Source organism: Micromonospora sp. WMMD975, from assembly GCF_029581215.1.
Classification (GTDB): domain Bacteria; phylum Actinomycetota; class Actinomycetes; order Mycobacteriales; family Micromonosporaceae; genus Micromonospora.
In genome coordinates, this window is record NZ_CP120739.1 from 5,456,883 (window position 1) to 5,483,811 (window position 26,929).

General features: G+C 73.0%; 23 protein-coding genes. 5 read left to right on the forward strand and 18 right to left on the reverse strand.

The features are described from left to right. Positions 1–586: 586 nt before the first annotated feature. Genes O7613_RS24270 through O7613_RS24285 form a run of 4 tightly spaced genes read left to right on the forward strand, consistent with a single transcriptional unit; the run spans position 587 to position 5,238 of the window. Positions 587–1,927, forward strand: a complete 1,341-nt coding sequence (locus tag O7613_RS24270; protein ID WP_282290160.1) for an MATE family efflux transporter — start codon at positions 587–589, stop codon at positions 1,925–1,927. Then, a complete protein-coding gene (locus O7613_RS24275; RefSeq protein WP_281586085.1) occupies positions 1,924–3,150 on the forward strand; it encodes a hypothetical protein in 1,227 nt (408 codons plus the stop codon). The genes O7613_RS24270 and O7613_RS24275 overlap by 4 nt, the downstream gene beginning before the upstream one ends. After that, complete coding sequence (locus O7613_RS24280; protein ID WP_282290161.1) at positions 3,125–3,814, forward strand: hypothetical protein; 690 nt, start codon at positions 3,125–3,127, stop codon at positions 3,812–3,814. The genes O7613_RS24275 and O7613_RS24280 overlap by 26 nt, the downstream gene beginning before the upstream one ends. Beyond that, positions 3,802–5,238 carry a condensation domain-containing protein gene (locus O7613_RS24285; protein ID WP_282290163.1) on the forward strand — a complete coding sequence of 479 codons (1,437 nt, stop codon included), beginning with the start codon at positions 3,802–3,804 and terminating at the stop codon, positions 5,236–5,238. The genes O7613_RS24280 and O7613_RS24285 overlap by 13 nt, the downstream gene beginning before the upstream one ends. 51 nt (positions 5,239–5,289) lie before the next feature. Here the strand turns inward: O7613_RS24285 and O7613_RS24290 are convergent, their stop codons facing one another. The 3 genes from O7613_RS24290 to O7613_RS24300 all read right to left on the reverse strand — a co-directional run bounded on the left by O7613_RS24290 (position 5,290) and on the right by O7613_RS24300 (position 9,354). Then, positions 5,290–7,395 carry an MMPL family transporter gene (locus O7613_RS24290; protein WP_282290165.1) on the reverse strand — a complete coding sequence of 702 codons (2,106 nt, stop codon included), beginning with the start codon at positions 7,393–7,395 and terminating at the stop codon, positions 5,290–5,292. A gap of 113 nt (positions 7,396–7,508) precedes the next feature. Further along, a complete protein-coding gene (locus tag O7613_RS24295; RefSeq protein ID WP_282290166.1) occupies positions 7,509–8,174 on the reverse strand; it encodes a response regulator transcription factor in 666 nt (221 codons plus the stop codon). A 28-nt stretch (positions 8,175–8,202) separates the two neighbouring features. Continuing rightward, positions 8,203–9,354: a histidine kinase gene (locus O7613_RS24300; protein ID WP_281586076.1), complete on the reverse strand. Its 1,152-nt coding sequence runs from the start codon at positions 9,352–9,354 to the stop codon at positions 8,203–8,205. A 169-nt stretch (positions 9,355–9,523) separates the two neighbouring features. Between O7613_RS24300 and O7613_RS24305 the strand changes: the two genes are divergently transcribed. Then, positions 9,524–10,603: an inositol-3-phosphate synthase gene (locus O7613_RS24305; protein WP_281586074.1), complete on the forward strand. Its 1,080-nt coding sequence runs from the start codon at positions 9,524–9,526 to the stop codon at positions 10,601–10,603. Positions 10,604–10,655: 52 nt separating this feature from the next. On the opposite strand, the gene O7613_RS24310 is transcribed toward O7613_RS24305, so the two are convergent. From O7613_RS24310 to O7613_RS24380, 15 genes are all read right to left on the reverse strand, one after another. Then, a complete protein-coding gene (locus tag O7613_RS24310) occupies positions 10,656–11,339 on the reverse strand; it encodes a 4'-phosphopantetheinyl transferase superfamily protein (protein WP_281586072.1) in 684 nt (227 codons plus the stop codon). Further along, on the reverse strand, positions 11,332–12,489 hold the full coding sequence (locus O7613_RS24315; RefSeq protein ID WP_281586070.1) for an acyl-CoA dehydrogenase family protein: 1,158 nt from the start codon (positions 12,487–12,489) through the stop codon (positions 11,332–11,334). Before O7613_RS24315 ends, O7613_RS24310 begins: the two co-directional genes overlap by 8 nt. Beyond that, positions 12,486–13,139 carry a hypothetical protein gene (locus O7613_RS24320; protein WP_282290168.1) on the reverse strand — a complete coding sequence of 218 codons (654 nt, stop codon included), beginning with the start codon at positions 13,137–13,139 and terminating at the stop codon, positions 12,486–12,488. The genes O7613_RS24315 and O7613_RS24320 overlap by 4 nt, the downstream gene beginning before the upstream one ends. Continuing rightward, positions 13,136–13,975, reverse strand: a complete 840-nt coding sequence (locus O7613_RS24325; protein WP_282290169.1) for a hypothetical protein — start codon at positions 13,973–13,975, stop codon at positions 13,136–13,138. The genes O7613_RS24320 and O7613_RS24325 overlap by 4 nt, the downstream gene beginning before the upstream one ends. A 5-nt stretch (positions 13,976–13,980) precedes the next feature. Continuing rightward, positions 13,981–14,256 (reverse strand): acyl carrier protein, encoded by a 276-nt coding sequence (locus tag O7613_RS24330; RefSeq protein ID WP_281586066.1) that lies wholly within the window; start codon positions 14,254–14,256, stop codon positions 13,981–13,983. Between the two features lie 36 nt (positions 14,257–14,292). Further along, positions 14,293–15,549 (reverse strand): diaminopimelate decarboxylase, encoded by a 1,257-nt coding sequence (gene lysA / locus O7613_RS24335; protein ID WP_281586065.1) that lies wholly within the window; start codon positions 15,547–15,549, stop codon positions 14,293–14,295. Continuing rightward, positions 15,546–16,925: an ATP-grasp domain-containing protein gene (locus O7613_RS24340; RefSeq protein ID WP_282290171.1), complete on the reverse strand. Its 1,380-nt coding sequence runs from the start codon at positions 16,923–16,925 to the stop codon at positions 15,546–15,548. Before O7613_RS24340 ends, lysA begins: the two co-directional genes overlap by 4 nt. A gap of 9 nt (positions 16,926–16,934) precedes the next feature. After that, the gene (locus tag O7613_RS24345) at positions 16,935–17,864 is read right to left on the reverse strand and encodes a ketoacyl-ACP synthase III family protein (RefSeq protein WP_282290173.1); all 930 of its coding nucleotides are present in this window, start codon (positions 17,862–17,864) and stop codon (positions 16,935–16,937) included. Then, positions 17,861–18,133 (reverse strand): acyl carrier protein, encoded by a 273-nt coding sequence (locus O7613_RS24350; protein WP_281586060.1) that lies wholly within the window; start codon positions 18,131–18,133, stop codon positions 17,861–17,863. The genes O7613_RS24345 and O7613_RS24350 overlap by 4 nt, the downstream gene beginning before the upstream one ends. Next, positions 18,130–19,836 carry an acyl-CoA dehydrogenase family protein gene (locus tag O7613_RS24355; RefSeq protein WP_282290175.1) on the reverse strand — a complete coding sequence of 569 codons (1,707 nt, stop codon included), beginning with the start codon at positions 19,834–19,836 and terminating at the stop codon, positions 18,130–18,132. Before O7613_RS24355 ends, O7613_RS24350 begins: the two co-directional genes overlap by 4 nt. Next, positions 19,836–21,557: an acyl-CoA dehydrogenase family protein gene (locus O7613_RS24360; protein WP_281586057.1), complete on the reverse strand. Its 1,722-nt coding sequence runs from the start codon at positions 21,555–21,557 to the stop codon at positions 19,836–19,838. The genes O7613_RS24355 and O7613_RS24360 overlap by 1 nt, the downstream gene beginning before the upstream one ends. Before the next feature lies 1 nt (position 21,558). Continuing rightward, positions 21,559–23,331: a fatty acyl-AMP ligase gene (locus O7613_RS24365; RefSeq protein WP_282290177.1), complete on the reverse strand. Its 1,773-nt coding sequence runs from the start codon at positions 23,329–23,331 to the stop codon at positions 21,559–21,561. A 115-nt stretch (positions 23,332–23,446) separates the two neighbouring features. Further along, positions 23,447–24,601, reverse strand: a complete 1,155-nt coding sequence (locus O7613_RS24370) for a hypothetical protein (protein WP_281586054.1) — start codon at positions 24,599–24,601, stop codon at positions 23,447–23,449. Then, complete coding sequence (locus O7613_RS24375) at positions 24,598–25,632, reverse strand: Gfo/Idh/MocA family oxidoreductase (RefSeq protein ID WP_282290179.1); 1,035 nt, start codon at positions 25,630–25,632, stop codon at positions 24,598–24,600. The genes O7613_RS24370 and O7613_RS24375 overlap by 4 nt, the downstream gene beginning before the upstream one ends. Next, positions 25,629–26,906 (reverse strand): aspartate aminotransferase family protein, encoded by a 1,278-nt coding sequence (locus tag O7613_RS24380; protein ID WP_282290180.1) that lies wholly within the window; start codon positions 26,904–26,906, stop codon positions 25,629–25,631. The genes O7613_RS24375 and O7613_RS24380 overlap by 4 nt, the downstream gene beginning before the upstream one ends. Positions 26,907–26,929 lie beyond the last annotated feature (23 nt).

The window sequence follows — 26,929 nt, forward strand, 5'->3', positions numbered from 1 at the left end:
GCGCGCCGTACGTCCGGCTGACGAAATCCCGCACCTCGGCCGGCTCGGAGGAGGTGAAGCTGACTCGGCGCGGGGGAGAATTCGGGTCGGCCACTGGTGCCGTCATGAACTGCTCCTTCGCCGAGAGCGCTGGTCTGTCATTTCCTGCAAAGCAGTGATTCAGACGCGAAGGCGAAGAATTCTCGACGAGGCGAAGGAGACCACCCCGCGTCCAGCCGACGCGGGCAACACCGTGGGCGAATGCCTACGGCTCGGGCAACCGGTGCTGGCGGCCGGCCGAGTCAGCGTAACCGACAGACGGCGGAATATCCGCGATCGCCGCTGTGGAAGCGGCGACTTTCTCGTCCCGGACTTTCCGCACGGGCACGACCTGACGGATCCCGTCCCGCATCGCCGAGACGGTCAGCTCGTCACACGCCTCGGGGCCGCCGTCGCGCATCTCCCATGGGCATAGCCCTTTGGGCAGCTTGTGGGCCTGATTCGTCCGAACCTATGTTCGGTGCGTCACCGCGAGCCGCGAGCCCAAAATGGGGGTGGGTCTCATGCCCGTACGTCCGACTGCCGGTGCATCGGCGGTGACGCCGTCGTGAGCACCACGGAAGCACCGACCCCGGTCGTCTGGGACGGCCCGGCTCGGATCCGCCGCCTCGCCGGCACGATCGCGCTCGGCGAGACGGCCGGCGTGCTGGTGCCGGTGCTGGTGATCGCGCTGATGGCCCGGATCAGCGTCGAGGCGATGTACGTGCGCTCCCTCTACGTACCGCTGGCGCTGCTCTTCGCCGCCCTCCAGGTGGGTTTCGACGTGAGCAACCAGGTCTCCGCCTCGGTGAGCCGCGGCGCGGGCCGGCCGGGGGACGTCCTTCCGGTCGCCGCCAGCATGGCCCGCGTCGGCGCGGCCGTCTGGGGCACCGTCAGCCTCGCGCTGATCGTGGCGGCGCCGTGGCTGGCGACGCTGCTGAACGTCCCGGACGCGTCCGTGGGGGATTTCGTCGCCTTCACCCGCTGGGCCTGCCTGGCCAACCTGATCTTCTTCCCGACGGTGCTGCTCTCGTCGAGCCTGCGCGGCTACGGCCGGCCGGGCTCCGCGGCGGCCGTGGTGCTGACCGGCGCGACCCTGGAGGTCGGCGGCGTCGCGGTCCTGGGCTTCGGCACCGACCTCGGGGTGTACGCGCTTCCGGTCGCGATCGCGGTCGGCGGCGTGGCCGCGCTCGCCGTCGGCCTGGTGCAGGTGTACCGCTGCGGGCTCTGGACGGCGAGCGGGCCGCTGACCTGGCGTCCGGAGGCGATCGGGCGGCTGACCGGCACCGGGCTGCCGGTCACGGTGTCGTTCGTGGTGATGGCCGTCGCGAACGCGGGCCTGCTCTGGGCGCTCAGCCCGTTCGGGCCGGACGTGGTGTCCGGATACTCGGCGGCCGGCGCCCTGCAGAATCTGCTCATCGTGCCCGCCTCGGCGCTCGGTTCGGCGACCGCGATCGTGCTCAATCAGTCGCGGGGGGCGGGTCGGCCCGGGGACGGGCCGGCCACGCTCGCTGCCGGGCTGCGCCTGACCGCCGCGGTGTACGCGGTGCTCGCCGCCGCGATCTGGTTGTGCCGGGAGCCGTTGGCCGCGGTGCTGGCCGGTGACCCGACGGTGTCGGCGGAGACCGGGCGGTTCCTGGCGATCGTCGGCCTGACCTACTTCGGCCTGGGCTTGAACGTGATGACGCTGCTCCTGCTCGAACAGGTCGGCGGGGGCCTGATCGCGCTGCTGCTGAACGTGCCCTATTTCGGGGGCATGGTGGTGGTCGGCAGCGCGCTGGCCCGGACCCAGCAGGATCCGTCGGCCCTGTACTGGACGATCGCGGTGCTCAACGCCTGCGGCATGTTCGTCGTCCCGCTGTTGACGTGGCGACACGTCCGCCGGATCAGCCGGGTGGACGCCCGGTGAGCCGTCCCGAGTGGCGGCCGGAGGACGTACGCCTCAGCGTGACGATCATGCATCATCCGGCGCGGGACGTCGTCCTGGACACCCTCGTCGAGGCGTGCCGCCCGCTGTCCGCGCGCATCGTGCCGGACCCGGCACCCGACGCCGCACGCAGCCCGTTGCGGACCGCGAAGGTCGCCTGGGCCTCGATCGCCGAGGGCGCCACGCACCACCTGGTGCTCCAGGACGACGCCCGGGTCTGCGACGACTTCGCCGCGCGCGTGGTCGCCGCGATCGCGCACCGCCCGGCACACGGCATCGCCCTCTACACCGACTGGAGCAGCCCGCAGAACAGCTTCCTGTCCCGCCTGGCCGCGGTCGTCGGATCGCCGTGGGCGCCGCTGTCCCCGATGGAGTGGACCCCGGCGCTGGCGTTCCTGCTGCCGGCCGGCGTGGCCGCGGACCTGGCCGACTATCTGCGGCCGATCCCGGACGAGGTCACCGACGACGACCAGATGATCGCCAGATACTGCCGGGAACGCGGCGTGCCGCTGCTGACGACCGTGCCTCACCTGGTCGACAACCGTGGGCTGCCGACCCTGATCGCCGGGCACGGCGGGCGGCACCACGCCACCGTGTGGGCGCCGCCGGTGCCGTCCGCCACGCACTGGGCGCTCGACCCCCGGATCGAGACGGCACTGGCCCTGGGTTCCCGCTACCGGTCCCACGACGAGTACGTCGTGCAGGTCAAGGACTCCCGCTGCCTGATCCGACTGCTCCGCCCGCACACGGGTGAGCCCGCCGGCAACGAGTTCTGCTGGTACTGGGAGGACTGGTGCGACCTGATCGGGGTCAGCGCCGAGCAGGTGACGAACGCGCTGGCCGCGTACCTGGACCACCGGCCGGGACCGCAGCCGTCGGCGCGGGCCGCCCTGGAGATCTGGGCTGCCGGATACCTGCTCGGTCTGGAGGCCGCGGCGGTACGCCGTGACCTGCCCGTCCCACTCGATCCCGCCCACCCGGCCCGGATCCGTGCGGCCGTGTCGTCCTGGGTGGACTCCGGCCTGACCGGCGCGGACGGTACGGCCCTCGGCGCCGCCGGCCGCACGGCGCTCATCGACCTCGGCGCGGCGGCGGTCGCCCTCGGCCTGCACGGCCGGAGCCCCGGCACCTTCGTCACGGCCGGCGTTCCGGCCGGCGCCCGTGGAGAGGACTTCCGACATGACCACGCTTGCCACGACTCCTGACCCGGCCCTGGGCACCCTTGTCGAACGGATGGCGCGCCGCGAGGTCGCGGCGCACTTCCTCATCCCGGCCGATCAGCCGCCGGGGGTGATCCGCCCGCCCGCACCGCCGATGGCGGTCCGGGTGATGGCCTGCCCGGACTGCGGCGCCGACGCGGTCACCTTCCGGTCCGCGGGCATCGCGCTGCCCTTCGCGGAGTGGCGGATCGTCACGGCGGACGACCCCGACACCGGCGGCCTGCCCACGCTGGCCGTGCTCGGATGCGAGTGGTTCGCGCCGCGGGCGATGCTGCCGGTGGCGATCGCGATCGAGCGGTTCGGCCCGGTGTCGGCGACCGGCTTCCGCAGCCGCGCGGTGGCGGCCACCGAGCTGCGGGGCCTGCCGTTCGACGCCGTGCTGGCCGCCCTCGACGCGCAGGAGAGCTGGGCCGACGCCGTGTCCGCCGGCAGCGACCTGCCGGTCGGGCCGGCGCGGACCGTGCCGGCTGCCAGCCGGCTGGTCAGCCCGGCGACCACCTGGGCCGCCTACCGCGCCTCGGTCACCGCCCGGTTCCTCGGCCCGCACGCGTCCGACGTGGCGCTGGGCCGGTGGAACGAGCTCTACCTGGAGAACCGCCGGGACGCGGCGGTCCGGACACTTGACGGCTACGCATCGTGTCCGGCCTGACCGCCGACGTGCGCTGGCAGCCGGCGCACTTCACCGGCTCCCGGGCGCTCACCGAGCACCTGACCTGGGGGCAGGTGCTCGTGGAACGCGACATCCGCCGGATGCCGCCGGGCACCGCCTACAACGTCACGGTGCCGGTGTTGATCCCCGAGGGCGTGGACCTGGCCATGGTGTGCGCCGCGGTGGGCGCGCTGGCGGGTCGCTTCGAGGCACTGCGCACGCGGTTCCCGCGACGGGACGGCCGGCTGGTCCAGGAGGTGCTCGACCGCGGCAGCATCCCGGTCGGGGTCTTCTCCGGCACCGGTCCGGCCGAGCAGTTCGCGGCGACCGCCCGGGACCTGGACGAGCAGCTCGAGGCGACACCGTTCGATCACGATCGGGAACTGCCGATGCGCGTTCTGGTCTACGTGCACGCGGGTGTGCCCCGGGCTCTGGTGCTCTGCATCTCCCACCTGGCGGCCGACCTGCAGAGCAGCCGTCTGGCGGCACGGGTGCTGGCGGAGATGCTCGCCTGCCGGGCGGCGGGGCGCCCCGATCCGGCGGCTCCGGAACTGGTTCATCCCGCCGACCTCGCCGCCTTCGAGCGTTCCCCCCGGGGCCGGAAGGTCAGCGCCGCCGCCGTGGCCCACCTGCGCCGGCAGTTGGACGCGGTGCCGCTCGACAACTTCGCCGGGATCCGGCCGGTGGACCCGGCCGAACCCCGGTTCTGGCGCGGTGTCCTGGACTCGCCGGTCTCGGCGCCGATGCTGGGGGCGCTCGCCGAGCGGTACCGCACCAGCACCGCCACGGTCGCGCTCGCGGTGACCGCGGCCCTGCTGGGTGTGGTCGCCGAGACCGACAGGTGCGGGCTGCTGCTGGTCACCGGCAACCGCACCACCGCGCCGCTGCGGGCCTCGGTCGGCACGCTGACCCAGCACATGCCGGCCGTCGTCGACCTGACCGGGCCGGCCTTCTCCGACCTGGTCCGGCACTGCTGGATCACGGCCGTGCGGTCGTTCCGGCACGGCCGCTTCGACCCGGTCGACGGGTGGGCGGCGCTGGCCGAGGTGAGCCGGGAACGCGGCGCCGAGCCGGAGATCCGATGCTTCTTCAACGACATGCGCGGCGCGCCGGAGACACCGCCCGCCGCCGTGTCGCTCGACCCCGACGAGGTGCGGCGGGCCCTGGCCGAGCCGAGCTTCCGGTGGACCGAGCGTCGGCCGGCCGGGTCCTCGTTCTTCATGGAGGTCGGTGACGTGCTCGACGCGCCGGGGCACCTGCGCTGGACGTTGCTCGGGGACACCACTCTGCTGCCCCCGGACCTCATCCGTGCCGTCCTGGTCGGAGTGGATCGGACGCTGCTGCGGCTGCTCGACACGGATCTCCTCCTCTCCGAGGTCGGCGAGGCCGCCGGTCTGCACCGCGGCGTGGTGGCCCCGCACTGAACGAACCGATCAACCGGGGCGGGGCAGCAGGGGCTGCCCCGCCCCGGTCTTTCAGCCCTGGGCGGTGGCCGTCAGCTCCGGCTGCGCGTCACCGGCGGCCGGGGCGGAGGGGACCGGCGGCCGGCCACCCAGGAAGCGGGGCGCCCACCACGCGGCGCGTCCGAGAATCGCCATCGTCGCCGGAACCAGCAGCATCCGGACGATCACCGCGTCGATCAGGACGGCCAGCACCAGGCCCAGGCCGACCTCCTTGATCGGGGCGAAGCCCCCGGTCATGAATCCGGCGAAGGTGACCGCGAGGAGCAGGGCAGCCGCGGTCACGATGCCGCCGCTGCGCTGCAGGCCCTCCCGGACGGCCTGGTCCGGGGCCGCGCCGGCGAACCGGCGCTCGCGGATCCGGGACAGGACGAAGACCTCGTAGTCGGTGGAGAGACCGAACGCGATCGCCGCGACCACCACCGGCACGGTCAGGTCGATGCCGTCGAGCCGCTCACCGCCGAGCAGGCCGACCAGGTGGCCCTCCTGGAACACCCAGACCACCACACCGAGCGCGGCGACCAGGCTCAGCAGGTTGGTGAGCACGGCCTTCAGCGGGATCAGCACCGATCGGGTGAAGGCCAGCAGCAGGATGAAGGTGGCAAGCAGCACGATGCCGCCGGCGATCGGGAGGCGGTCGCGCAGCTCCTGCTGATAGTCGCTGAGGCGGGCCGCGTCCCCGGTGACCTGCACCGTGAAGGGGGCGTTCAGGGCGCGGATGTCGCGTACCGCCCGGATGGTGTCCGGGTCGCTCGTCGGGTTCTTCGGGGTCGCCTGCAGGACGGCCAACCCGCCGCCGCTGCGCCCCGGATACACCCCGGACACGCCGGGTACCGCGGCGACCCGCTGCCGGAACTCGGCCAGGTCGGGGTCGTCGGCCGAGGTCCGGGCGACGATCGTGATCGCGCTCGGACCGGCGAGCGCCGGGAAGTGCTCCCGCAGTTCCTCGGTGAGCTGGCGGGTGGCGCTGTCGGCCGGCAGCGACTTGGGGTTGCTGGTGTCCAGCCTCAGGTTGGTCACCGACAGTCCGGCCACGATCAGGCCGGCGAGCACCACCAGCAGGGTCAGCACCGGCATCTTCTGCACCCCACGGGCGACCGCGGCGAAGGACCGGCCGCGCTCCTTCCGCGCCCGGACCGGCTTGATCCTGTTACGCAGCAACTGGAGCAGCGCGGGAAGCAGGGTGATCGCGGCGAGCATGTCGATAAGCACCACGGCGGCGCCGGCCACGCCGATCGACCGCAGGAACGGATCGGCGAAGACCACCAGGCTGGCCAGGCTGACCGCGATGGTCAGACCGGAGAAGACGATGGTACGGCCGGCGCGTTCGGAGGCCCGCACGAGCGCCTCCGCCGCGTCCTCGGTGAGCGCCCGTTCCTCCCGGAACCGGCTGACCATCAGCAGCGCGTAGTCGACGCCGAGACCGATGGCGAGCATCGTGGTGACCTGGATCGAGTAGATCGACACGTCGGTGAAGAAGCTCATCACCAGCAGCGTGGTGAAGGTGCCGCCGACGCCTACCAGCGCGATCAGCAGCGGCAGCCCGGCGGCGATCAGCGACATGAAGACCAACAGCAGCAGGAGCAGCAGCAACGGCGCGGAGATGATCTCGGCTCGCCGGGTGTCCGAGGTGGCCTGGTCGTTGAACTCGCGGTCGGTGAGCGGCCCACCGGCGACCACCGCGGTCGTCCCGTCGATCCCGGTCAACTGGTTGCGCACCTTGTCGGCCAGCAGGTCGCCCTGGTGTGCCAGTTCCACGTTCACCACGACCGCCGCGCCGTCGGTGGCGACCGGGGCCCCGGGGGCGAACGGGTCGTTCACCGCGAGCACGCCGTCGGTGGCGCGCAGCTCGGTGAGCGCCGTGGAGACCTTGGTGCGGAAGGCGGGGTCGGTGGCCGAGCCGCCGGAGATGACCGCGTTGATCACGGGTGGCGCGAGCTTGGCGTCACCGAGCGCCTTGGCGCCCTGCTGCGACTCACTGCCGGCGATGGCACCCACCGTGGTCGTCATCCGGGCGAAGACGCCGTTGCCGACCGTGAACCCGGCCGCGGCGATCACCAGCCAGATGACGAGCACGACGGCGGGGCGCCGGCGAGCGAAACGCGTAACGACACGGATCATCACACAGCTCCTCAGGACATAAAAATCGATGTGATCTCATCCTGAAGAAGCGAGCGCCCCAGCAGATCGCCGCCGAGAGCGAAATCTGGACTCACCCGTGCGAGGGAGAGCGTTCAGTCCAGATCCTCACCGGGACTGATCAGGCCGGCCTCGTAGGAGAAGACCACCGCCTGCACCCGGTCCCGCAGGCCCAGCTTGGCCAGCACGTTGCTGACATGGGTCTTGACGGTGTGGTCGCTCACCGTCAGCCGGGCGGCGATCTCGGCGTTGGAGAGCCCACGGGCGACCAGGGACAAAGTCTCCCGCTCCCGGCCGGTCAACTCGTCCAACCGGGCCGGCGGGCGGATCGCGCCCCGGGGCCGACGCAGCAGGTCGGCGATCACCCGCCGGGTCACCGTCGGGGCGAGCAGCGCCTCCCCCTTGGCGATCACCCGGACCGCCTCGATCAGCTCCGCCCGGCGCATGGTCTTGAGGAGGAAGCCGTTCGCGCCGGCCCGCAGCGCGTCGTGCACGTGTTCGTCGACGTCGAACGTGGTGAGGATGAGCACCCGGGCGTCCGTGGTGGCGCAGATCCGGCGGGTGGCCTCGATGCCGTCGATCGGGCCCTCCATCCGGATGTCCATGACCACCACGTCCGGCTTCTTCTCGGCCACCACCCGCAGGGCCTCCAGGCCGTCCGCCGCCTCGCCCACCACGGTCAGATCCGGCTCCGCGTCCAGGATCATGGCGAAGCCGCCCCGAACCAGGTCCTGGTCGTCGACGACCACGATGCGCACCATGGGGCGCCACTCCTCGATACGTAGCAACTCACTCGGCGGGCAGGACGGCGCTCACCGTGAAGCCGCCGCCGTCGGGACCCGCTCCGACGGACAGCTCACCGCCACAGGCGGTGACCCGCTCCCGCATGCCCATCATTCCGTATCCGCCACCGACGTCCACCGCGCCGACACCGTCGTCGGTGACCGTGACCCGGATGTCGCGCGGACCGAACTCGATCAGCACGTCCACCATCGACGCCCGCGCGTGCCGGATGGTGTTGGTCAGCGCCTCCTGCACCACCCGGAAGATCGTGGCGTCCACGTCGGCGGGCAGTGGCCGCTGCTGCCCGCGCCAGCGCAGCGCCGCCTCCAGGCCGCCCTGACGCACCTCGCCGAGCAGCTGCGGCACGTCGCCCACCCCGCGCACCGGGGCCGGCGGCTCCTCGCCCTCCGCCGAACGCAGCGCGGCCAACGACCGCCGGAGCTGGGCGATCGCGGACCGGCCGCTCTCGGCGATCACCTCGAAGGTCTTCTCCACCCGGGCCGGGTCGGTGCGGGCCACCACCGGCCCGGCCTCCGCCTGGACCACCATGATCGCGACCGTGTGCGCGACGATGTCGTGCACCTCGCGGGCGATCCGGTTGCGGTCGCGGGCGGCGGCGGTGGCTCGTTCCTCCTCCTGGCGGGCCGCCCGTTCCTCGAGCACCGCGATCCGGTCGCCGCGACCCCGGGAGGCGATCCCCATGCTGTACGCCGCCACGTACGCCATCCCCACGTATCCGAAGGTGGCGGCGCTCTCGCCGGGCACCACGAGCGAGACCACCACGCCGACGGCCTGCACCCCGATCGCGATCTGCCGCCAGGGCGACGGGCTCAGCAAGGCGAACGTGTACGTCGCGACGAGCGGCCCGAAGGGCAGCGGCGGCAGTTGGTGCGACAGCCCGAGGACGCTGATCGCCAGGCCCACGGTCACCGTGGTGAGCAGCGGAGCCCGCCGACGCCAGATCAGCGGCAGCGAGGCTCCGGCGGCCACCAGGATGTGCCAGACCTTCCCGTCCTGCGAGAACGTCACCGGCAGGGCGGTGCCGACGAACACCGCCAATGCGATCAACCCGTCCAGCCAGAGCGTGGCGTTGCGGGGCAGCCGCGTGGGCCAGGCCCGCGATCGGACGGTGGCCGGAAGGGACATGGACAACGGCACGATCGGCTCCTCAACGCACGGCGGTCCCCAGTATGCGGCCCCGGAACCGTCCGGCCGGGACCCACGCGAGGTGGGCCCTCGTCGATGTCCTGTTCAGGACATCGAGGTGGAGACCGGAACGAGCGGATCGGTTGAATGGAGTTCAGTCGAAGAGAGAAGGAGGCACCACGTGGGCGCAGTCCGCGTCGCCATCGCCGGGGTCGGCAACTGTGCCGCGTCGCTGGTGCAAGGCGTTGAGTACTACCGGGACGCGAGGGTCACCGACACCGTTCCCGGCCTCATGCACGTCGCCTTCGGCGGCTATCACGTCGGCGACATCGAGTTCGTCGCGGCCTTCGACGTGGACGCCAAGAAGGTGGGCCGGGACCTCTCCGAGGCCATCGTCGCGAGCGGCAACAACACCATCAAGATCTGCGACGTCCCGCCGTCCGGGGTCGTCGTGCGGCGCGGCCCGACGTTCGACGGTCTCGGTGACTACTACCGGGAGATGATCGAGGAGTCCGACGAGCAGGCCGTCGACGTGGTGCGCACCCTGCGCGAGTCCGGGGCCGACGTCCTCGTGTCATACCTGCCGGTGGGATCGGAGGACGCCGACCGGTTCTACGCGCAGTGTGCGCTGGAGGCGGGGGTGGGGTTCGTCAACGCGCTGCCGGTGTTCATCGCCTCGGACCCGGCGTGGGCGGCCCGGTTCACCGACGCCGGCGTGCCGATCATCGGCGACGACATCAAGTCGCAGGTGGGCGCCACCATCACCCACCGGGTGCTGGCGAAGCTCTTCGAGGATCGCGGGGTCCGGCTGGAGCGCACGTACCAGCTCAACTTCGGCGGCAACATGGACTTCATGAACATGCTGGAGCGTAAGCGCCTGGCGTCGAAGAAGCTGTCCAAGACCCGGGCCGTCACCTCGCAGGTGCCCCGCGAGATGGCCGCCGGCGACGTGCACATCGGCCCCAGCGACTACGTGCCGTTCCTGGAGGACCGCAAGTACGCGCTGGTGCGCCTGGAGGGGCGGGCGTTCGGCGACGTGCCCCTGCAACTGGAGTACAAGCTCGAGGTCTGGGACTCCCCCAACTCCGCCGGCGTGATCATCGACGCGGTCCGGGCGGCCAAGATCGCCCTGGACCGGGGGGTCGGCGGGCCGATCCTCTCCGCCTCCTCGTACTTCATGAAGTCGCCGCCCGAGCAGTACGACGACGCCGCCGCCCGGGACGCCGTGGAGCGCTTCATCCGCGGCGAGGTCGAACGCTGACCGTCGGACGATGACGGGGGAGCCGGACGTCCGGCTCCCCCGTCGTCGTCCGTCACGGCTTCCGTCGGAGATCGCGGCGGAACTCGCGGCGGTGGCAGCGTGCCGGATCCGTGCCGGCCAGCGCCACGGCAGCGCGGAAGAGTCCGTGGTCGGGCAGGTCCCGGAGGAAGTAGGCGCCGGGCAGCCGGTTGGACGGGTCGCGGACCACCGCCCCGCCCGCCGCGCCGGGGACCGGCAGCCGCAGCCCGAGCGCCAGGCGCGCGCCGGCGGCCTTGACGCACGCCTCCTTGCGGGTCCACAGCCGCAGGTACGCCGCGTAGGCCGCGGTGCCCGCCGCCGCCACCCGGGCGGCCTCCGCGGGGGTGAAGAAACGTGCGGCCATCCGCCGCGGATCCAGCCCCGGCCGGGGATGGTCGAGGTCCACACCGACCTCCCGGCCGGCGACCGCGATCAACGCCCGATCCCCGGCGTGCGCCAGGCTGAAGTGCAGCGACCGGCCCGGCAGGTACGGCCGCCCGCGCGGGTTGCGGCGCAGCGGCAGCGCGGTGGGGCGCAGGTCCAGCCGGTCGGCGAGGATCGCGTTCAACGCGGCGTGCGCCACCACGAAGCGGCGGCGTCCGTCCGGGTCACCGACGGCGGCTGCCCGCCGCAGCTCGGCCGCGCTGAGCCAGTGGGCGGCGTCGACGTCCCGGTCCAGGTGTACGGTCCAGACGTCGACGCCGCCCGGGTCAGTCACGGCCGAGTTTGCCCTGTATGAGGCCCTGGAAGGTGTTGAGTCGCTGGATGTTGCCGGTGCCTTCCATGAATTCCACCCCCCGGGCGTCGCGGATCAGCTTGTCCAGCATCGGCTGGGTCAGCCGCGCGCCCGGGCCGAAGTAGTCGAGCGCCTCAAGCGTCACCTCCTCGGCGAGTCGGGCCGCCCGGGCCTTCGCCGCCGACGCCAGGTGGCCGTTCGCCGGCTGGGCGTCCACGATCGAGGCCGCCTGCCAGATGAGCTGTCGTACGCCGTCGATCCGCCGGCCGGTGCGTTCCCAACGCAGCCGATCGGCCTTGGACAGCGAACCACGCTGCTCGATGACGTAGTCGTGCGCGGACCGGGCGATGCCCAGGGCGATCGCCGCCACGCCCGGTCGGAGCCGGTTGAACATCTGCACGCCGCTCCACACCCCGCGCCGGGTGGGACTGAGGTGGTGCCCGAGCACCCGACCGGCCGGGACCGGCACGCCGTCGAGTGTGATCGCGCTGAGCTGGGCGCCGCGCAGGCCGATCGTCGGGATCGGCTCGGCCTTGAAGCCGGGCGCGTCGGTCTCGACGAGCACCGCGGTGGCGCCGAGCGGGCCGGGCCGGTCCCGGGCGAAGACGACGCCGACCTGGGCCCGGGCGCCGTTGCCGATGTAGCGCTTGGCACCCCGCAGGAGCAGGCCCCCGTCGCCGTCCGGGTCGAGCGTCGTGCCCATCGCCGCCGCGTCCGAGCCGTGGTCGGGTTCGGTGAGCGCGAAGAAGGTCCAGGTCGGCGCGGCCAGTAGCCGGCCGTAGAACCACTCCTTCTGGTCCTGGTCGGCGAGCAGGTCGATGAGCACCCCGGACAGCGAGGCGCCGGGGGACGCGAGCATCATGCCGGCGTCACCGGCGGCGATCTCCTCGGCGAACACCACTCGCTCCATCGCGGTCATGCCGTCGAACCGGTGTCCGCCGATGAGCGTCCGGTCCGGCAGCCACGGCGCCGGGATGAGCATGGTGGACAGGTGCCGTACCGCCGGGTTGTCCAGGCACCGGTACACGGTGTCCGGGTCACGGTCCAGCTCCAACGCCGTCGAGCGCAGGTCGCGCGCCCAGTCCCGGGCGTGCGCCCGGGCGGTGCCGAGCCGGTCGTCGAGTTCGATCACGCCGTCCACCCCTCTCCACCGATCCAGGCGTCGGCCAGCAACTCCGACGCGTTCACCGCCAGGCCCGGGCCGTCCGCGACGAACCCGCTGGCCCCGAGCAGGCGCAGCAGCATCCGGTCGGCGGTGGTGATCTGCCGGTGCAGGGCGGCCAGGGATCCGGCCGGTGGCGGCGTACCGGTCAGCCGGACCTTGATCTCGATCTGCTCGGTGACGACGTCCGCCAGCGCGCCCTTGATCATCTGTTGCAGCAACAGCGGGGTGTCCCCGGCGCGGCGGTCGCCGAGGTGGGCGACGGTGAGGTCGAGCAGTGCCTCGGACAGCCCGAGCCGGAGCCCGGCCAGCGCGGCCATCCACTCCGGCCAGGGCGCCGGGGCGCCGGCCGGGTCGGCGGCGCCCCGGTAGCGGACGGCCGCCAGCCGGCCGTCCGCTGTCTCGACCGTGCCGAGCCGCTCGACGGCGGCCGGGTCCAGGGCGGCGACCGTGTCCCCGGTCCAGACCCGGCCGGCGTCGCGCAGCGTCGGCTCGGGCAGCACGCAGCACCCGGTCGGGCCGCACGGCAGGACCCCGTCCGCAAGCGTGTCGTGCATCGTGGTGAGCGTGGCGGTGAGCCCGCCGGTCCGGGCGCTGCGCCGGGCCTGGTCGGCGATCACGACCGGGTCTCCGGGTCCGAGCCGGCGAAGACCGCCGTGCAGAGAGTGCCCGACACCGGGTCGTGGTCCGCCACCGCGATCGGCCCGGCGGTGCCCGCCCGGTGCCTGGCGAACTCGGCCCAGACACCTGCCGCGCCCAGGTCCGGCGCCCGGACCACCGGACGGCCGGGGCCGGCGGTCAGGCCGGGACCGGCGATCACGACGGCGTCCGCCGGCACCAGCTCGTCGAGCAGCGTCCCGACCGCCGTGGGCGCGACGTCCGGACGCTGGTGCACGGTCGCCCCGTCCGAGCCGGCCGGTTCGAGCAGCACGGCCACCCCGGCGTCGTGTCCGGGCACCGGATAGCGGGCCCGGACCACCTCGTACGACATCGTCGTCTGCTCCAGGACCAGCAGCAATGCCCGGCAGCCCGGGAAGTCGCCGGAGTAGGTCCCGAGCAGCCGCAGGGCGGTGAACGCCGCCACCGGTCCCTGGTCGGACACCGCGAAGGCGAGGGGATCGCCGTGCACCAGCTCGCTCAGATAGCAGGCGGTGACCCGGCGCGGGTCGGCGTCCGGGGTGGAGTGCGCGATGGCGATCAGGTCCACCGGCACCGCCAGGTCGAGATCACGCACCAGGCGGTCCGCCATGTCGGTGAACGAGTTCCGGCCGGCCGCCGCGTGCCGGTCCCGGTCGAACCGGCGGCCGTACAGCTCGGTCATGTCCGAGAGGTATTCCTCGAGCAGCGGATCGCCCCGGTACGGCTCCGGGTCGGGGCCGAACCGGCGGGCGATCACCTGAGTCGGCCGGAGCCGACCCGTACGGGTCGACGGGGCCGGAGCGATGGACAGGAACATCGGCGTCAGGCCAGGCCCTGCTCGAGGATGTAGTCGGCGAGGCTGCCGACCGATTCGAAGTGGTGCTGCTCCAGCGTGTCCGAGTCGATCACGACGTCCAGCCGGTCCTCGATGTGCATCAGCAGCTCGAGAACGTTCGTGGAGTCCAGGCCCAGCTCGTCCATCAGCCGGGTCTGCTCGGTCACCTGGACCGAGTCGCGGTTCAGCACCGCGACAACGGCGTCGATCACGTGGTCGACGACCGCGGCGCGGTCGACGGTGGCCTCCGAAGCCATGGTCATGGCGGTCCTCCTGTGTGTGCCGGTCGGGATGGGTCGTCAGTCGAGGATCTGCGGTCCGAGCAGGTCCTCGACGGTGTCGCGGCGGCGGACCAGGCGGGCCCGGCCGCCGTCCACGAGCACCTCGGCCGGGTGGCCGTGGCTGAGGAAGAGCACAGGTGAGGCGCTCGGGCCGTACGCGCCGGAGCGCAGCACGCCGACCAGGTCGCCCGGCCGCAGCTCGGGCAGTTCCACGTTGCGGCCGACGGTGTCGTTCGGCGTGCACAGCGGGCCGGTGACGTTCCACGGGGCGGCGTCCGTGCCGGCCCGGTTGAGCAGCCGCATCGGGAAGTTGCGCTTGACGTAGGAGCCGATGCCGACGGCCGCCATGTGGTGGTTGGTGCCGCCGTCGGTGACCGCGAAACGCTCCCCCATGGAACTCTTCACGTACCGCACCCGGGTGACGTACGTGCCGCACGGCGCGGTCAGGTAGCGGCCCAACTCCAGCAGCAGCCGGGCCCCGGGGTGCGCGGCCTGGAACGCCTCGACTACCGGGTTGAGCAGGCCGGCGACCGCGGCCGGGTCGAGGTCCGGTTCGCCGGGGAAGTAGGCCACGCCGAGGCCACCGCCCACGTCGACCGCCTCCAGGACGAAGTCCAGCCGCTCGGCGAGCCGCTCGGCCAGGTCGATGATCCGGCGGGCGTTCTCGGCGACCACCTCGGGATCGAGGATGCGGGTCCCCAGGTAGGCGTGCACGCCCAGGACGCGTACCCCGGGATGGTTCTTGACCAGGTCGACCTCGTCGAAGAGCTGCTGCTCGTCGATCCCGAACTGGCGCGGCTTGCCGCCCATGGTGAGGCCGGAGCCCTTGACCGCGAAGCTCGGGTTGACCCGCAGCATCACCGGGGCGATGACGCCCCGCTCCCGGGCCAGCTCGTCGATCAGCGCCAGCTCCCCGAACGACTCGCAGACAAGCGCGAAGACGCCCTCGGACAGGCACGCCTCAAGTTCGGCGCGGCTCTTGCCGGGGCCCAGGAAGATGATGTCGCCCGGGGCCACCCCGGCGGCGAGCGCGGTGCGCAGCTCCACCATGGACGACACCTCCGCCCGGGCGCCCTGCGCGCCGAGCAGGGCGCAGACGGCCACGTTCGGGTTGGCCTTGAGCGAATAGAAGATCTCCATCGCCGGGTGCAGCCGCTCGCGCAACCCCAGGTACTGCCCACGCAGGCTGTCCCCGTCGTACACGTAGAGGGGCGTGCCGAACCGCTCGGCCAGTTCGGACATCGCAACGCCCTGGATCGCCACTTCTCCGGTCACCGTCGTGTTCCTTCCGCCACGGCCGCCAGGCGGCCCGCGATCTCCCCGTCCATCGCCATCAACTCGTCGGTCGTCGGCGCGGTCAGGAAGCCGTACAGGCGGCCGTCGGCGGCCCCCGTGCCTTCCCGCACCAGGGCGTTCACCGTCGAGAAGTTCTGCACCACCATTCCGGCCCGGCCGGCGTCGCCCAGCAGCCACGGCCCGAGCCCGTCACGGACCTCGCCGAAGCGGAGCGGCCGGGCCAGGCGCAGCGGATACTGCCGGGCCAGCGCGCACCAGCCCGCCGGCACCAGGTGTTCCTGGAGCCCGACCTGATAGGTGGACATGTTGTGCCGCGCGTTGATCTCCACGACCGGGTAGACGCCGCCCTCCGGGTCGAGCATCGCGTCCACCCCGACCACGCCGTGGTAGCCGTCGCGGGTGAGCCGGGCGCCGAGCGCCGCGGCGCTGTGCGTCACGGCCGCGAGCTGCCGCGCGGTCAGCCCCGCCGGCATCCGGTGCCCCTTGTGTACGCCGTTGGCGGTGACCGCCTCCTTGACGAAGTCGAAGTGCACCCCGCCGTCGCGGAACACGGTGAACTGGTAGTTGAGGTCGGTGGTCTTGGCGACCCACTCCTCGACCAGCAGCGCCAGCCGGTGGTCGCCGGAACGGTCGGCCCGGCGACGCAGCGTCCGGTGGATCTGGTCCAGGCGCGCCTCGTCCCGGATCAGCAGCAGGCCCTTGCCGGACACCCCGTACGAGTCCTTGAGCACCACCGGCCGCCCGGCCGCGAGCAGAGCCCGCGCGTGTTCCACCGCCTCGTCCAGTTCCTCGATGGTCTCGCAGGTCCAGCCCGCGGACTGGCGCAGCCCCAGCTCGGTGGCGATCCGCCGGCTGTAGATCTTGCCGTTGACGGCCTTGCAGACGGCCGCCGGCGACCCGGCCAGCGCCACCCCGGTACGCGCGGCGAGCGCCTCCTCGTCCGCGGAGACGCCGTGCGGGACGATCGCCGCCGCCCCGGCCAGGGCGGACAGCCGGGTCAGCAGGGCCGGGCTGTCCAGCGCGTCCTGGGTCACCGTGTGGTGCGGGTCCTGCCGGTCGGTGACCAGCAGATGCGGCAGGGCGGCCCCGAGTTTCTCCAGGTGGGCCAGGTGCTCCGGGTCCGGCTGGTCCTTGAGCACCACGTGGTCGTCCGGACCGGCCAGCAGCAGGGCGAACTCGTCCATCCGGTTCACCATCGCGTCACCCGCGGTCAGCGCGACCCGGGGCAGGCCCGGCTCGTCACCGCCCCACCGCTGCTCGACCTCGAAGTTGCCGAGGAACACCAGGGGGGTCCGGTCGGTGCCCAGCAGCGCCGTCCGCAGCCGTCTGACGAAAGGTTCCTGTGTCGTCGTCATAGCGTCCTATCAGTGCTCGAAGACCGCGGCGGCGAAGGTCGAGCCCAGCCCGACCGCGGCCATCAGGTAGCGGTCGCCGGGCCGTAACCGGCCCAGGTCGCGGGCCGCCACGTAGTTGAGGAAGGAGTCGGCGCAGAAGCAGTGGCCGGTGACCGGCATGTTGTCCAGGAACAGGCGTTCCACCGGGATGCCGACCTTGCGCGCCACCCGCACCCAGGACACCCGGTTCACGTTGTGCGGCAGCACCAGGTCCAGGTCCGTGACGGTGATCCCGGCGCGCGCCACCGCCGCCAGGATCACCTCGGCGAGCGCGTCCGGATAGCGCTGCTGGAACTCCAGGGACATCTCCGCGCTCAGGGACAACCCGGCGTTGAACTCGCCGTGCATGGCCGCGGCGTACGACAGCAGCCGGTCGCGCCGGCCGGTGCCGACCAGGACGGCGGCGCAACCCTCCCCCATCAGGGCGGTGCCCGGGATCATCCGGGCCGACGGGGTGAACGCCTTCTCCCCGACGAAGACCAGGGCCAGCGCGTCCGGCTCGCCGTCCTCGGCGAGCAGCCGACCGGCCATCTCGACGGCGAGCAGACCCGAGGCGCAGGCGTGCTGGGTGACCGCGAACGCCTGGGCGTGCCGCAGGCCGAGGGCCCGTACCACGTCGTGCAGCGGATCCTCCGGGTACGGCGCGATCGCCTGGAGGGTCCGGGCCTGCACCACGTACCGCACCTGGGATTCGCGGCCCCGCAGCTCGGACAGTTTCGCCGCGGCGTTCAGCATCAGGTCGGCGATCGTGCCGGTCGGTTCCCGCAGCACCTCGGCCAGTCCGTAGTAGCGGTGGAACATCCGGATCTGCGTGTCGGTCAGTCCCAGTTCGCCGGCGAACGAGTCGATCGGCACCCGTTCCGGCGGCAGGTAGGCGGAGACCGCTTCGAGGGCGGTCACGTCCCGGCGTCCAGCGGCAGGCCGGTCAGGTACTCGGTGAGCGCGTCGATGCTCGGGTGGTCCCACACGATCGTCGGTTCCAGCGGCACCCCGAGGTGGTCCTCGATCTCGCCGCAGAGCGCGAGCGCGTACACCGAGTCGAGGCCCAGGTCGGACAGGGGTGCGGCGGTGTCGATGGTGGCCGGGTCCCGGTCGGTGAAAGCGGCGACGCGGTCCTGTAGCCACGGACGGAGCTGTCCGGCGGCCCGGTGGTTCGGCAAGATGGTCAATTCCGGCTCCTTGGAAGGTCGGGCAGCACGCTGTCGGACAGGTCGAAGGCCCGGCCGGCGGCGTACCGGCGGGTCAGCTCCGCGTGGATCGGGCCGGCCAGCGCGGCCGGCAGCGACCGGGACGTGCCGTCCAGCTCGTCGGCCAGCCGCAGCAGGGCCGCCGTCACCCAGGCCGGATCGGCCAGGAAGGTGCCCGGGCGGCGCTGCTCGGCCAGCCAGAGGTTCAGGCAGGTCGCGGCGGTCAGCACCGTGGTGTAGCGGGCGGTCAGGTCGAGCGCCGCCGGGTCCCCGCCGATCGCCAGGTCCGCCGGGCGCAGGCCGAGCGCCGCCGTACGCAGCCGGGCCAGTTCGCCGGTGAACCGCCGGACCAGGCCGCGCAGCCGGTCGTCGCCGGCCGGCATCGCCTCTGCGGCGGTGAGCAGCTGCGCCGTGAGCGGGTCGGCGGTCGAGGCGATCCGGAGCCGGTCGAACGGCAGTGCCGGGAGGTCGGCGCCCAGGTCGTACAGGGCCGGTGGCGGCTCCTGGCCGGTCGCCCAGGAGCGCCGGGCCAGCCGGGGGAGCTGCGGGAGGACGGTGGCCAGGCAGGCGATCCGGGCGGCGTGCCCGAATCCGGCCGGGGCCAGGTCGCGCTGCAACTTCTGGAAGATGCCGTACTCGCCGGTGCGCAGGTAACTCTGCGCGCCGAGCAGCTCGCCGAGCCGGGCCATGGCCCGGATGGACCGGCCGGACACGACGTACTTGACGGCCGAGGCGTACGCGTTGGTGTCCTCGGGCAGCAGGTGCACGGCGCGGGCGACGGTGGTGGACAGGCAGTCGGCGATCAGCAGGTCCACGAACGCTTCGGCCAGAGCGGTGCGGACCACGGGCATGGCGCCCACCGGCCGCCCGCGCAGCCGCCGGTCCTCGCCGAACCGCAGCACCGCGCGCAGGCCGGTGTCCAGCACGCCGAGCGTCATCGCCGGCAGCCCGGTCCGGGTCAGCTGGAACGAGCGCAGCGCGACCTCCATGGCCGAGCCGAGCGGCCCGAGCGCCACACCGGCGTCGACCGGGCACCGGTCCAGCTCGATCCCGCCGAGCTGCACCCCGCGCATCCCGCTGCTGGGGAACCGCGGCAGATACCGCAGCCCGCCCGGGGGCAGCGCGTCCTTCTCCACGAACAGCTGGGTGTGGCTGCGGCCACCGGCCGCGGCCGAGGTGCGACTGAAGATCACCATCGCGCTGCACCGCTGCGCGTTGGTGACCACCTCCTTGCGACCGGTGAGCAGCAGCTCGCCCGGCCGGCCCGGGTCGGCCCGGAAGTCCACCCGGGCGAAGTCGTTGCCGTGCGCCAGCTCGTGGTAGACCGACGCCACCCGCCGGCCGGAGAGCAGCAGCTCCGCCAGCCGTCGCTGTTGGGCCTCGTCGCCGCCGGCCCACACGTTGACCGAGGCGATGAACGAGCTGGCGCCGTAACCGAGGCCCAGGCAGGGGTCCCGCCGGAACACCGCGCGCATCATCCGGATCAGCCGGTCCAGGCCGGCCATCCGGCCGCCCCGGGCGACCGGCACGAACTCGGCGTTGAGCCCGAAGTCGTCGAGCATCCGCTCACCGTCGGCGAACATCTCCTGCCGCTCGTCGGCCGCCAGCACGGCCCGGTTCCCGAGGGGGTTCGCCGGGTCCCACGGATCACCGAAGCGGCTCTCCAACTCCCGCACGGTGGTCATCACGCCTCCTCGGCGCCGTCGAGATCGAGCACGGAGGGGCGACGGCCCGGGGGAAGCGCCGCGTACACCCGGTCGTAGCTCTCGGGGTGGTCGGGCGCGGCGCCGAGGCGGTGCAGCACCCAGGTCAACGCCGCGTCGAGCCACAGCCCGTCCGCCCACAGCGGGTCGGCGCCGGCGTGCTCGTGGTTGTGCAGCCACAGGTGCACCGCGCTCGCGCCGGCCACACACAGCTCGTACCGGTGGGCCAGGTCGTAGGCGGCGGCTTCCACGTCGTGCGGCCGAGGGCGGTATCGGGCCAGCTCGGTGTGCAGCAGCTCGGTCGCGGCCAGGAGCGACTCGGCCCGGGCCGCCGGGCCACCGGCCGCGCGGACGGCCGCCACCGCCGGAGCCAGCCCACGCAACGGTAGGCACCCACGGCCGGCGGCCAGCGAGATCCGGTCCGGATCCAGCTCGGGCACCGGTATCCGCAGGTCGGCCAGCGACCGTAGGCGGGACACGTCCACCGGGTCGCCGGGCCAGCCCCGAGCCAGGTGCGGGAACTGGTTGATCAGCGCGTTGCGGTTGACCGGGGTGCTGCCGTCGAAGATCCCGACGATCCGGTGGTCCCGCTCGACCTTCTGGAAGCGTCCGTAGTCCGGGATGCCGGTGAGGAACGCGCGGGCACCGAGCTGCTCGCCGCACCCGGCGATCAGTTCGTCGGTGAGCGTCGGCACGAGGGCCTTGAGCACCGGGGCGAGCACCCCCAGCTCCTCGGTCTCCGCCGTCACCGCCCGGCTGACCAGGGCGGTCACCGCTTCGGCCAGGAACAGCACGGTGTGCAGCCGGCCCACCCCGCGCCGCAGGTACGGCACGTCGGCCAGCCGCCGTCCGTAGAGCCGGCGCTCGTCCAGGTATCGCCGGACCAGCGCCAGCGCGTGGTCGGCCGCGCCGAGCGACAACGCGGCACACGTCGTACGGGTCAACTGAAGGGCGCGCAGCACCGTCTCCAGCCCGGCGCCGGGCGCACCGACCAGGGCCGTCACCGGCACCGGCGCGTCGTCGAGGACGATCCCGCTGATGTCGGCGCCCCGGATGCCGTGGGTCGGCTCCCCGGGCAGGCACCGGTACGACTGCGCGGGAAGTTCCCGCTTGTCGGCGAGCAGCACCGTGAACCCCCGTGGCCCGCCGGCCGGGTCGGTCCGCGCCAGCAGGCACACCACACCGGCCCGGGTGGCGTTGTTGATCAGCCATTTCGTACCGGTCACCCGGTACCCGTCGTCGTGCCGGACCGCCGAGACCTCACCGGCGAGCAGGTCGCTGCCGTGGCCCGGCTCGGTGAGTGCCCAGCAGACCGGCACCCCGGCCAGGACCGTGCCGGCGAGCGCACGGGCCTGCGCCAGGTCCGCCTCGTCCCGCGGCGACCGGGCCCAGACCGAGGCCGCGCCGAGGAACGTCTTGCCGTGCCCGATGGCTGTGGTCAGGTCCCGGCGTGCGATCACCCGCAGGACCTGGACCAGAGTGTCGAAGCCGCGCAGCTCGCCGCCGTACGCGGCCGGCACGTAGTGCGCCGGCAGGCCGAGCCGGTCCAGGTGCGCGCAGATCTCCGCCGGGAACGCCTCGATCTCGTCCGCGGCGGCGACCCGGGCGTGGTTGAAGACGACGTCGGCGTCGTCCGGGTCGCCGAGCCGCTCGTCGAGCTGCCGGGCCACGGTCGCGGCCAGGGGCAGGGTGGGCGCGGCCATCTCAGGCCCGCACCGGGTCGCCGGCCCGACGCGCGGCCCGCGCGCCGTCGGTGAGCTGCTCGTGCTCGGCGCCGAGGGCGTCGGTCAGGAAGAGCATCCGGGCCAGGCCGCGCTGGATCTTGCCGCTTGTGGTGCGGGGCACCGTGCCGGGTCGGACCAGCACCACGCTCACCGCGCCGGTCCCGAACTCCCGCGACAGCAGGTGGCGGATCGCGGCGACCACGGCGGCGCGGGCCGCCGGGTCGAGGGAGCGGGCCCGGCACTCCTGCACCACGACGAGTTCCTCGTGCGGCACCTCGACGGTGAAGGCGGCGCCGACGCCTCGGGACAGACTCTCGTCCACCGCGCGCACCGCCACCTCGATGTCGTGCGGGTACAGGTTGCGGCCGTTGACGATCAGCAGCTCCTTGATCCGGCCGGTCACGAAGAGCTGGCCGTCGCGCAGCAGGCCCAGGTCCCCGGTACGCAGGAAGCCGCCCTCGCCGTCGGCCAGTTCGTTGTCGAACACCTCCCGGGTGGCCTCCGGGTTGGCCCAGTAGCCCCGGGCCACGCTGGCGCCACGCAGCCAGATCTCGCCGATCCGGTCCGGCGGCTGCGGCGACCGGGTGGCGGGATCGACGATCCGGATGTCGAACTCCGGGGTGGACTCGCCGCTGCTGACCAGGTCACGCACCGGTTCCGGGTGGCCGTCGTCGACCGGGGTCACGACGTGTCGTTCCAGCTGTTCGGCGTCGACCGTGAGCACCACCGGCGGGCGACCGATGGTGGCGCCGCTGACGCTGAGCGTGATCTCGGCCAGGCCGTACCCGGGACAGATGGCCTCCGGTCGCAGCCCGGCGGCGGCGAATCGCCTGCCGAACGCGGCCAGGGTGGTCGCCTGCACCGGTTCCGAGCCGTTGACCGCGCGCTTCCACCGGGACAGGTCGAGGCCGGCGATCTGCTCGTCGGTGATCCGTCGGGTGCACAGGTCGTACGCGAAGTTCGGCGCCGGGGAGATCTCGACGTCGTGCCGCTCGATCAGCCGGAGCCAGGTGACGGGGCGTTTGAGGAACGTGGTGGCCGACATCCCGACGCTGCACCCGCCCCGCGAGAGCGGCGCCAACAACTGTCCGATGAGGCCGAAGTCGTGATACATGGGCAGCCAGCCGCCGACCCGTACGCCCTCGCCGCCACCCAGGATCTCGTTGAACGCCCGCAGGTTGGGCACCAGGTTGGCGTGGTCCACGACGACGCCCTTGGGGTCGCTCGTGGAGCCGGAGGTGTACTGCAGGAAGGCGATGGTGGACCCGTCGATTTCCGGCCGCCGCCACGCCGTCGTCCGGTCCGCGGGAACGTCGTCGAAGGCCAGGCACGGCACGTCGGACAGCCCGCACTCGGCCGCCCAGTCGCGGACCGCGTCGAGGGCCGCGGCGTCGGTGACCACGGCGGCCACCCGGGCGTTGTGGGCGATGCCGGCCAGCCGGTCCCGTTGCCGACGGTATCCGTCCGGCAGCGGGGCCGGCACCGGGATCGCCCCGGCGTGCTGGACGCCGAGGAAGTTCTCCGCGAAGGCGGTGCCGGGCTCGTTCAGCACGAGCACCCGGTCACCGGGGCGGACGGTGCCGGCGAGCAGCGCGGCGATCTGCCGGGCCCGGGCGGCCAGGTCGGCCCACGACACCGTACGCACCGCGGCGTCGCCCGGTCCGGGGTCGGCGTCGAAGATCAACGCCGGTCGCTCCGGGTGGCTGGCGGCACGCTCCTGCAGCAGGTCGACGAAGGTTTCGTGATCGGGCATCAGGCGCTCCCCCGCGTGTCGGTGACGTGCCGGACCAGCGTCCCGCCGGATCCGGCAGATGCAGAAGGCTCGATCGAGCGGGCGGTTGGGGTAGCCGAACAGGTATGCCAGGCCGTCACGGCGTCTCCTGCCAGCCGCCGAGCCACCCCTGCGACACCCCGGCCAGGCCGACCGCGACCAGCGCCGCCCGCTGTTCGTCGGTCAGAGCGGTGGCGTCCGGCTCCGCCAGGCCGGAGGTGATCCAACTGGTCATCGCGGCCTGGGCGAGCCCGGCCCCGACCGCCGCCGGGGGCCAGACCCCGTCCGCCTCCTTACGGCGGACCGTCACCGCGTCCGCGCCGAGCAGGTAGCCGGCCGCCCACACCTCAAGGGCGAGTCGCCAGTGCAGACCCGGCGGCAGGCCGGTCACCTCGAGCAGCCGGTCGAACCCGTCCACCACCTGGCTCACGGTCACCCCGACCAGGCCGCAGTGATCAGCCCAGTACCAGCCGAAACCGTGTTCGACAGGTTCCCCGGTGCCCGGCCGCAGCGGTCGCAGCAGGCAGCGGTTGCGATGCAGCTGCACGGTGTAGGGCAGCTTCTCGTCGAAGCGGCACCGCCGGCCCAGGGCCTCCTCGGCGCTCGCGCTGAACTGCCAGTACGCCGACGACAGCGCCGGGGCCGGCAGGAACACGGTGGCGTGGAACCGGCCCGGATGCCCGACGATCGTCGGATCGAACCGGTGGTCGACCAGGTGCGGCACGGTCCCGACGACCGGGATGCCGGCCTCCCGGCAGAACATCACCACCATCTCGTCGTCGTCCTTGACGTCGTCCGGAATGCCAGCCAGGTAGTCGGCCAACTGCCGGGCCAACGTCACCGGCAGGACGAACCCCTGGGTGGGGGTCCACTCGACCCGCGACAGCGGCGCGAACGGCCAACCGGCAATCACCGCGCGGCGGACCAGGTACGAGTTCTGCGGGCTGTCCCAGTGCGAGTAGAGCGAGATCCCGTGTTCCGGACGGGCCGCGATCGCCCGGTGCACCTGGGTGGCGAAGCCCCGGATCAGCCGGATGTCGTCCTGCAACACCAGGTGGTGGGTGGCGCCGGCGGCGACCGAGCGCCAGGCCACCTTCGCGGTACGCAACGGGCTGGGCAACCCGTCCGGTTCCGGGTCGGTCACCACCCGGGCGGCCAGCGGGGCGCAGTCACGCACCAGCGGTGGGATGCGCTCCCGTCGGCGCGGGTGGTGCATGATCGCCACGCTGAGCCGGATCTCGGTGGCCGTCACCGCGCTTCCGCGGCCGAGAGGCCGGCCGGGACGACCGGCTCTCCACCGCGGCCGGCCGACCGGTAGGCCGCCTCGATCAGCGCCGTCGTGGTGACGACCTCCCGCATCGGCCGGTCCCAGCCGGTGCCCGTGGCGATCAGGCCGGCGAAGTCGGCGAACATGCCGCCGAACCACTCCTGGTGGGTCTGGTCGCGGGTCGGCGGGGCCAGGTCGGTGCGCTCCACCCCGCCCGCCGTACGCACCTCGGCCACCCCGTCGTGCACGTCGGCCGTGCCGTCCGGGCCGCTGACCAGATAGCGGTTCGACCGGGTGTCACTGACCCAGCTCAGGTCGATCTCGCAGGTCCCGCCGTCGCCGAAATCCAGGTCCAGCCGGGCGGCCACGTCCATCCCGTCGGCGGCGCCGCCGTCCGCCCACTGCGCGACGCAGGAGACCGTCCGCGGCGCCTCGCCGAAGATCTGGGTCGCCATGTACGCGCAGTGCGTCCCGTGGTCGAGCATGATCCCGCCCCGGGCCACCGAGATGTCCCGACGCCAGTCCGGTTGCCATCCCGGCACCCCGCGGGCGTGCGAGTCACGGGCGATCCGGAACCGGGCCCGCAGCGGACCGCCGAGCCGACCGCCGGTGACCGCGCCGGTGAGCACCCGCATCATCGGCGAGAACCCGTAGTTGTGCGCGGGGTAGAGCAGCAGGCCCCGGTCCCGGGCCAGGTTGATCAGGTCGAGTGCCTCGTCGGTGCGCACCGCGACCGGCTTCTCGCAGATCACGTGCAGACCGGCGGCGAGCGCTTCGCGTTCCAGCTCGACGTGGTGGTTCGGTGGGGTGCAGATGTCGACCGCGTCCACCGGCTGGGCGGCGAGCAGCTCGGCCAACGTCGTGTAGGTGGCCAGGCCGGGGTCGAGCCGCCGGGCGCGGGCCCGCCGCTCCGGTGACGGGTCGAGCACCGCGACGACCCGGCCGGCGGTGACCGTACGGTATGCGTGCAGTCGCCCTTCCCCCGCGGTGCCGAAGCCGATGACGGCGATCCTCATGCCGGTCCCTCCTCAAGGTGCTGTGGCGCCGCGCCGTCGATCAACACGCGGCGAATGATCTCGACGGCCTGCTCGGCCAGCTCCGCGTCCACGTTCAGCGGTGGGTAGAGGCGCAGGGTGGTGCCCCCGGTCATCACCAGCACCCCGGCGTCGAGCAACGCCAGGAATGTCTCCCGGAAGGTGCCCTTGTCCAGCGGCCGGCGGGACTGCTTGTCGGCGACCAGCTCGATGCCGATCGCGAACCCGGCGCCCCGGACGTCGCCGACGAGTGGGGACTCGTCGACGAGCGGTTCGAGCGCCGCGAGCATCTCGGCGCCGAGCTTGCCCACCCGGGTGGGCAGGTCCTCGTCGACCAGGACGTCCGTGGTGGTGGCGACCGCCCGGCAGGCCAGCGGGAACGCGCCGAAGCTGGACGAGCTGGCGCTCGGGTCGGAGAACGGGCTGGCGGCCATCAGCTCCGCGGTGGAGATCACCCCGGTGACCGGGTATCCGGCGCCCATCCCCTTGCCGACCGTGACGATGTCCGGCGCCACCTCGTCACGCAGGAAGGCGAACGACTCACCGGTACGGCCGAAACCGGTCATCATCTCGTCGACGATCAGCAGCGCGTCGAACTCGTCGGCGACCGAGGCCAGCGCGTTCAGGTAGCCCGGTGGCGGCACCACGTTTCCCGACCGGCCCTGCACCGGCTCGACGACGAGGGCCGCCAGCGCGCCGGTGGAGTTCTCCTTGATGGTGTCCCGCACCGTCTCCACGCAAGCGAAGCCGCAGCTCGGGAACGTCATCTTGAGCGGGCAGTGGTAGCAGTTGGCGTACGGCGCGCTGAAATAGCCGGGGGGCAGCGGCCCGAGGCCGGCCCGCGCCCCGGCGGTGAGCGCCAGGCTGCCGAGCGTCTTGCCGTGGAAGCCACCCCAGAACGACAGGAACTCGTGCTTGCCGGTGACCGACTTGGCCAGCCGCAGCGCCGCTTCCACCGCCTCGGTGCCACCGCTGTAGAGCTGGATCCGGTCCAGTGGCGGCGGCAGGAACTCACGCAGCGACTCGGCCATCGCCCGGCGGCCGGCCGACCCGAACGCCCCGGCCGGCGCGGTGGCCAGCTCGGCGGTGAGGGCGGCGATCAGGCGTGGGTTGGCGTGGCCGATCGAGTTGACCCCGCCGGCCCCCTGGAAGTCGATGATCTCGTTGCCGTCCGAGTCGACCAGGACCGCGCCGGCGGCGGACTCGACGCACAACTGTGCCCAGAGCATGACGGCCTGCAGGCCGGGTCCGATCACTTCCTGCTCAGCGGCCCAGTGCT

Coding starts and splice junctions, on each gene's coding strand:
- O7613_RS24325 (WP_282290169.1), bottom strand. CDS start 13,975: ATGTTCCTGTCCATCGCTCCGGCCCCGTCGACCCGTACGGGTCGGCTC.
- O7613_RS24355 (WP_282290175.1), bottom strand. CDS start 19,836: ATGACCACCGTGCGGGAGTTGGAGAGCCGCTTCGGTGATCCGTGGGAC.
- O7613_RS24330 (WP_281586066.1), bottom strand. CDS start 14,256: ATGACCATGGCTTCGGAGGCCACCGTCGACCGCGCCGCGGTCGTCGAC.
- O7613_RS24360 (WP_281586057.1), bottom strand. CDS start 21,557: ATGGCCGCGCCCACCCTGCCCCTGGCCGCGACCGTGGCCCGGCAGCTC.
- O7613_RS24340 (WP_282290171.1), bottom strand. CDS start 16,925: ATGACGACGACACAGGAACCTTTCGTCAGACGGCTGCGGACGGCGCTG.
- O7613_RS24375 (WP_282290179.1), bottom strand. CDS start 25,632: ATGAGGATCGCCGTCATCGGCTTCGGCACCGCGGGGGAAGGGCGACTG.
- O7613_RS24280 (WP_282290161.1), top strand. CDS start 3,125: ATGACCACGCTTGCCACGACTCCTGACCCGGCCCTGGGCACCCTTGTC.
- O7613_RS24365 (WP_282290177.1), bottom strand. CDS start 23,331: ATGCCCGATCACGAAACCTTCGTCGACCTGCTGCAGGAGCGTGCCGCC.
- O7613_RS24290 (WP_282290165.1), bottom strand. CDS start 7,395: ATGATCCGTGTCGTTACGCGTTTCGCTCGCCGGCGCCCCGCCGTCGTG.
- O7613_RS24295 (WP_282290166.1), bottom strand. CDS start 8,174: ATGGTGCGCATCGTGGTCGTCGACGACCAGGACCTGGTTCGGGGCGGC.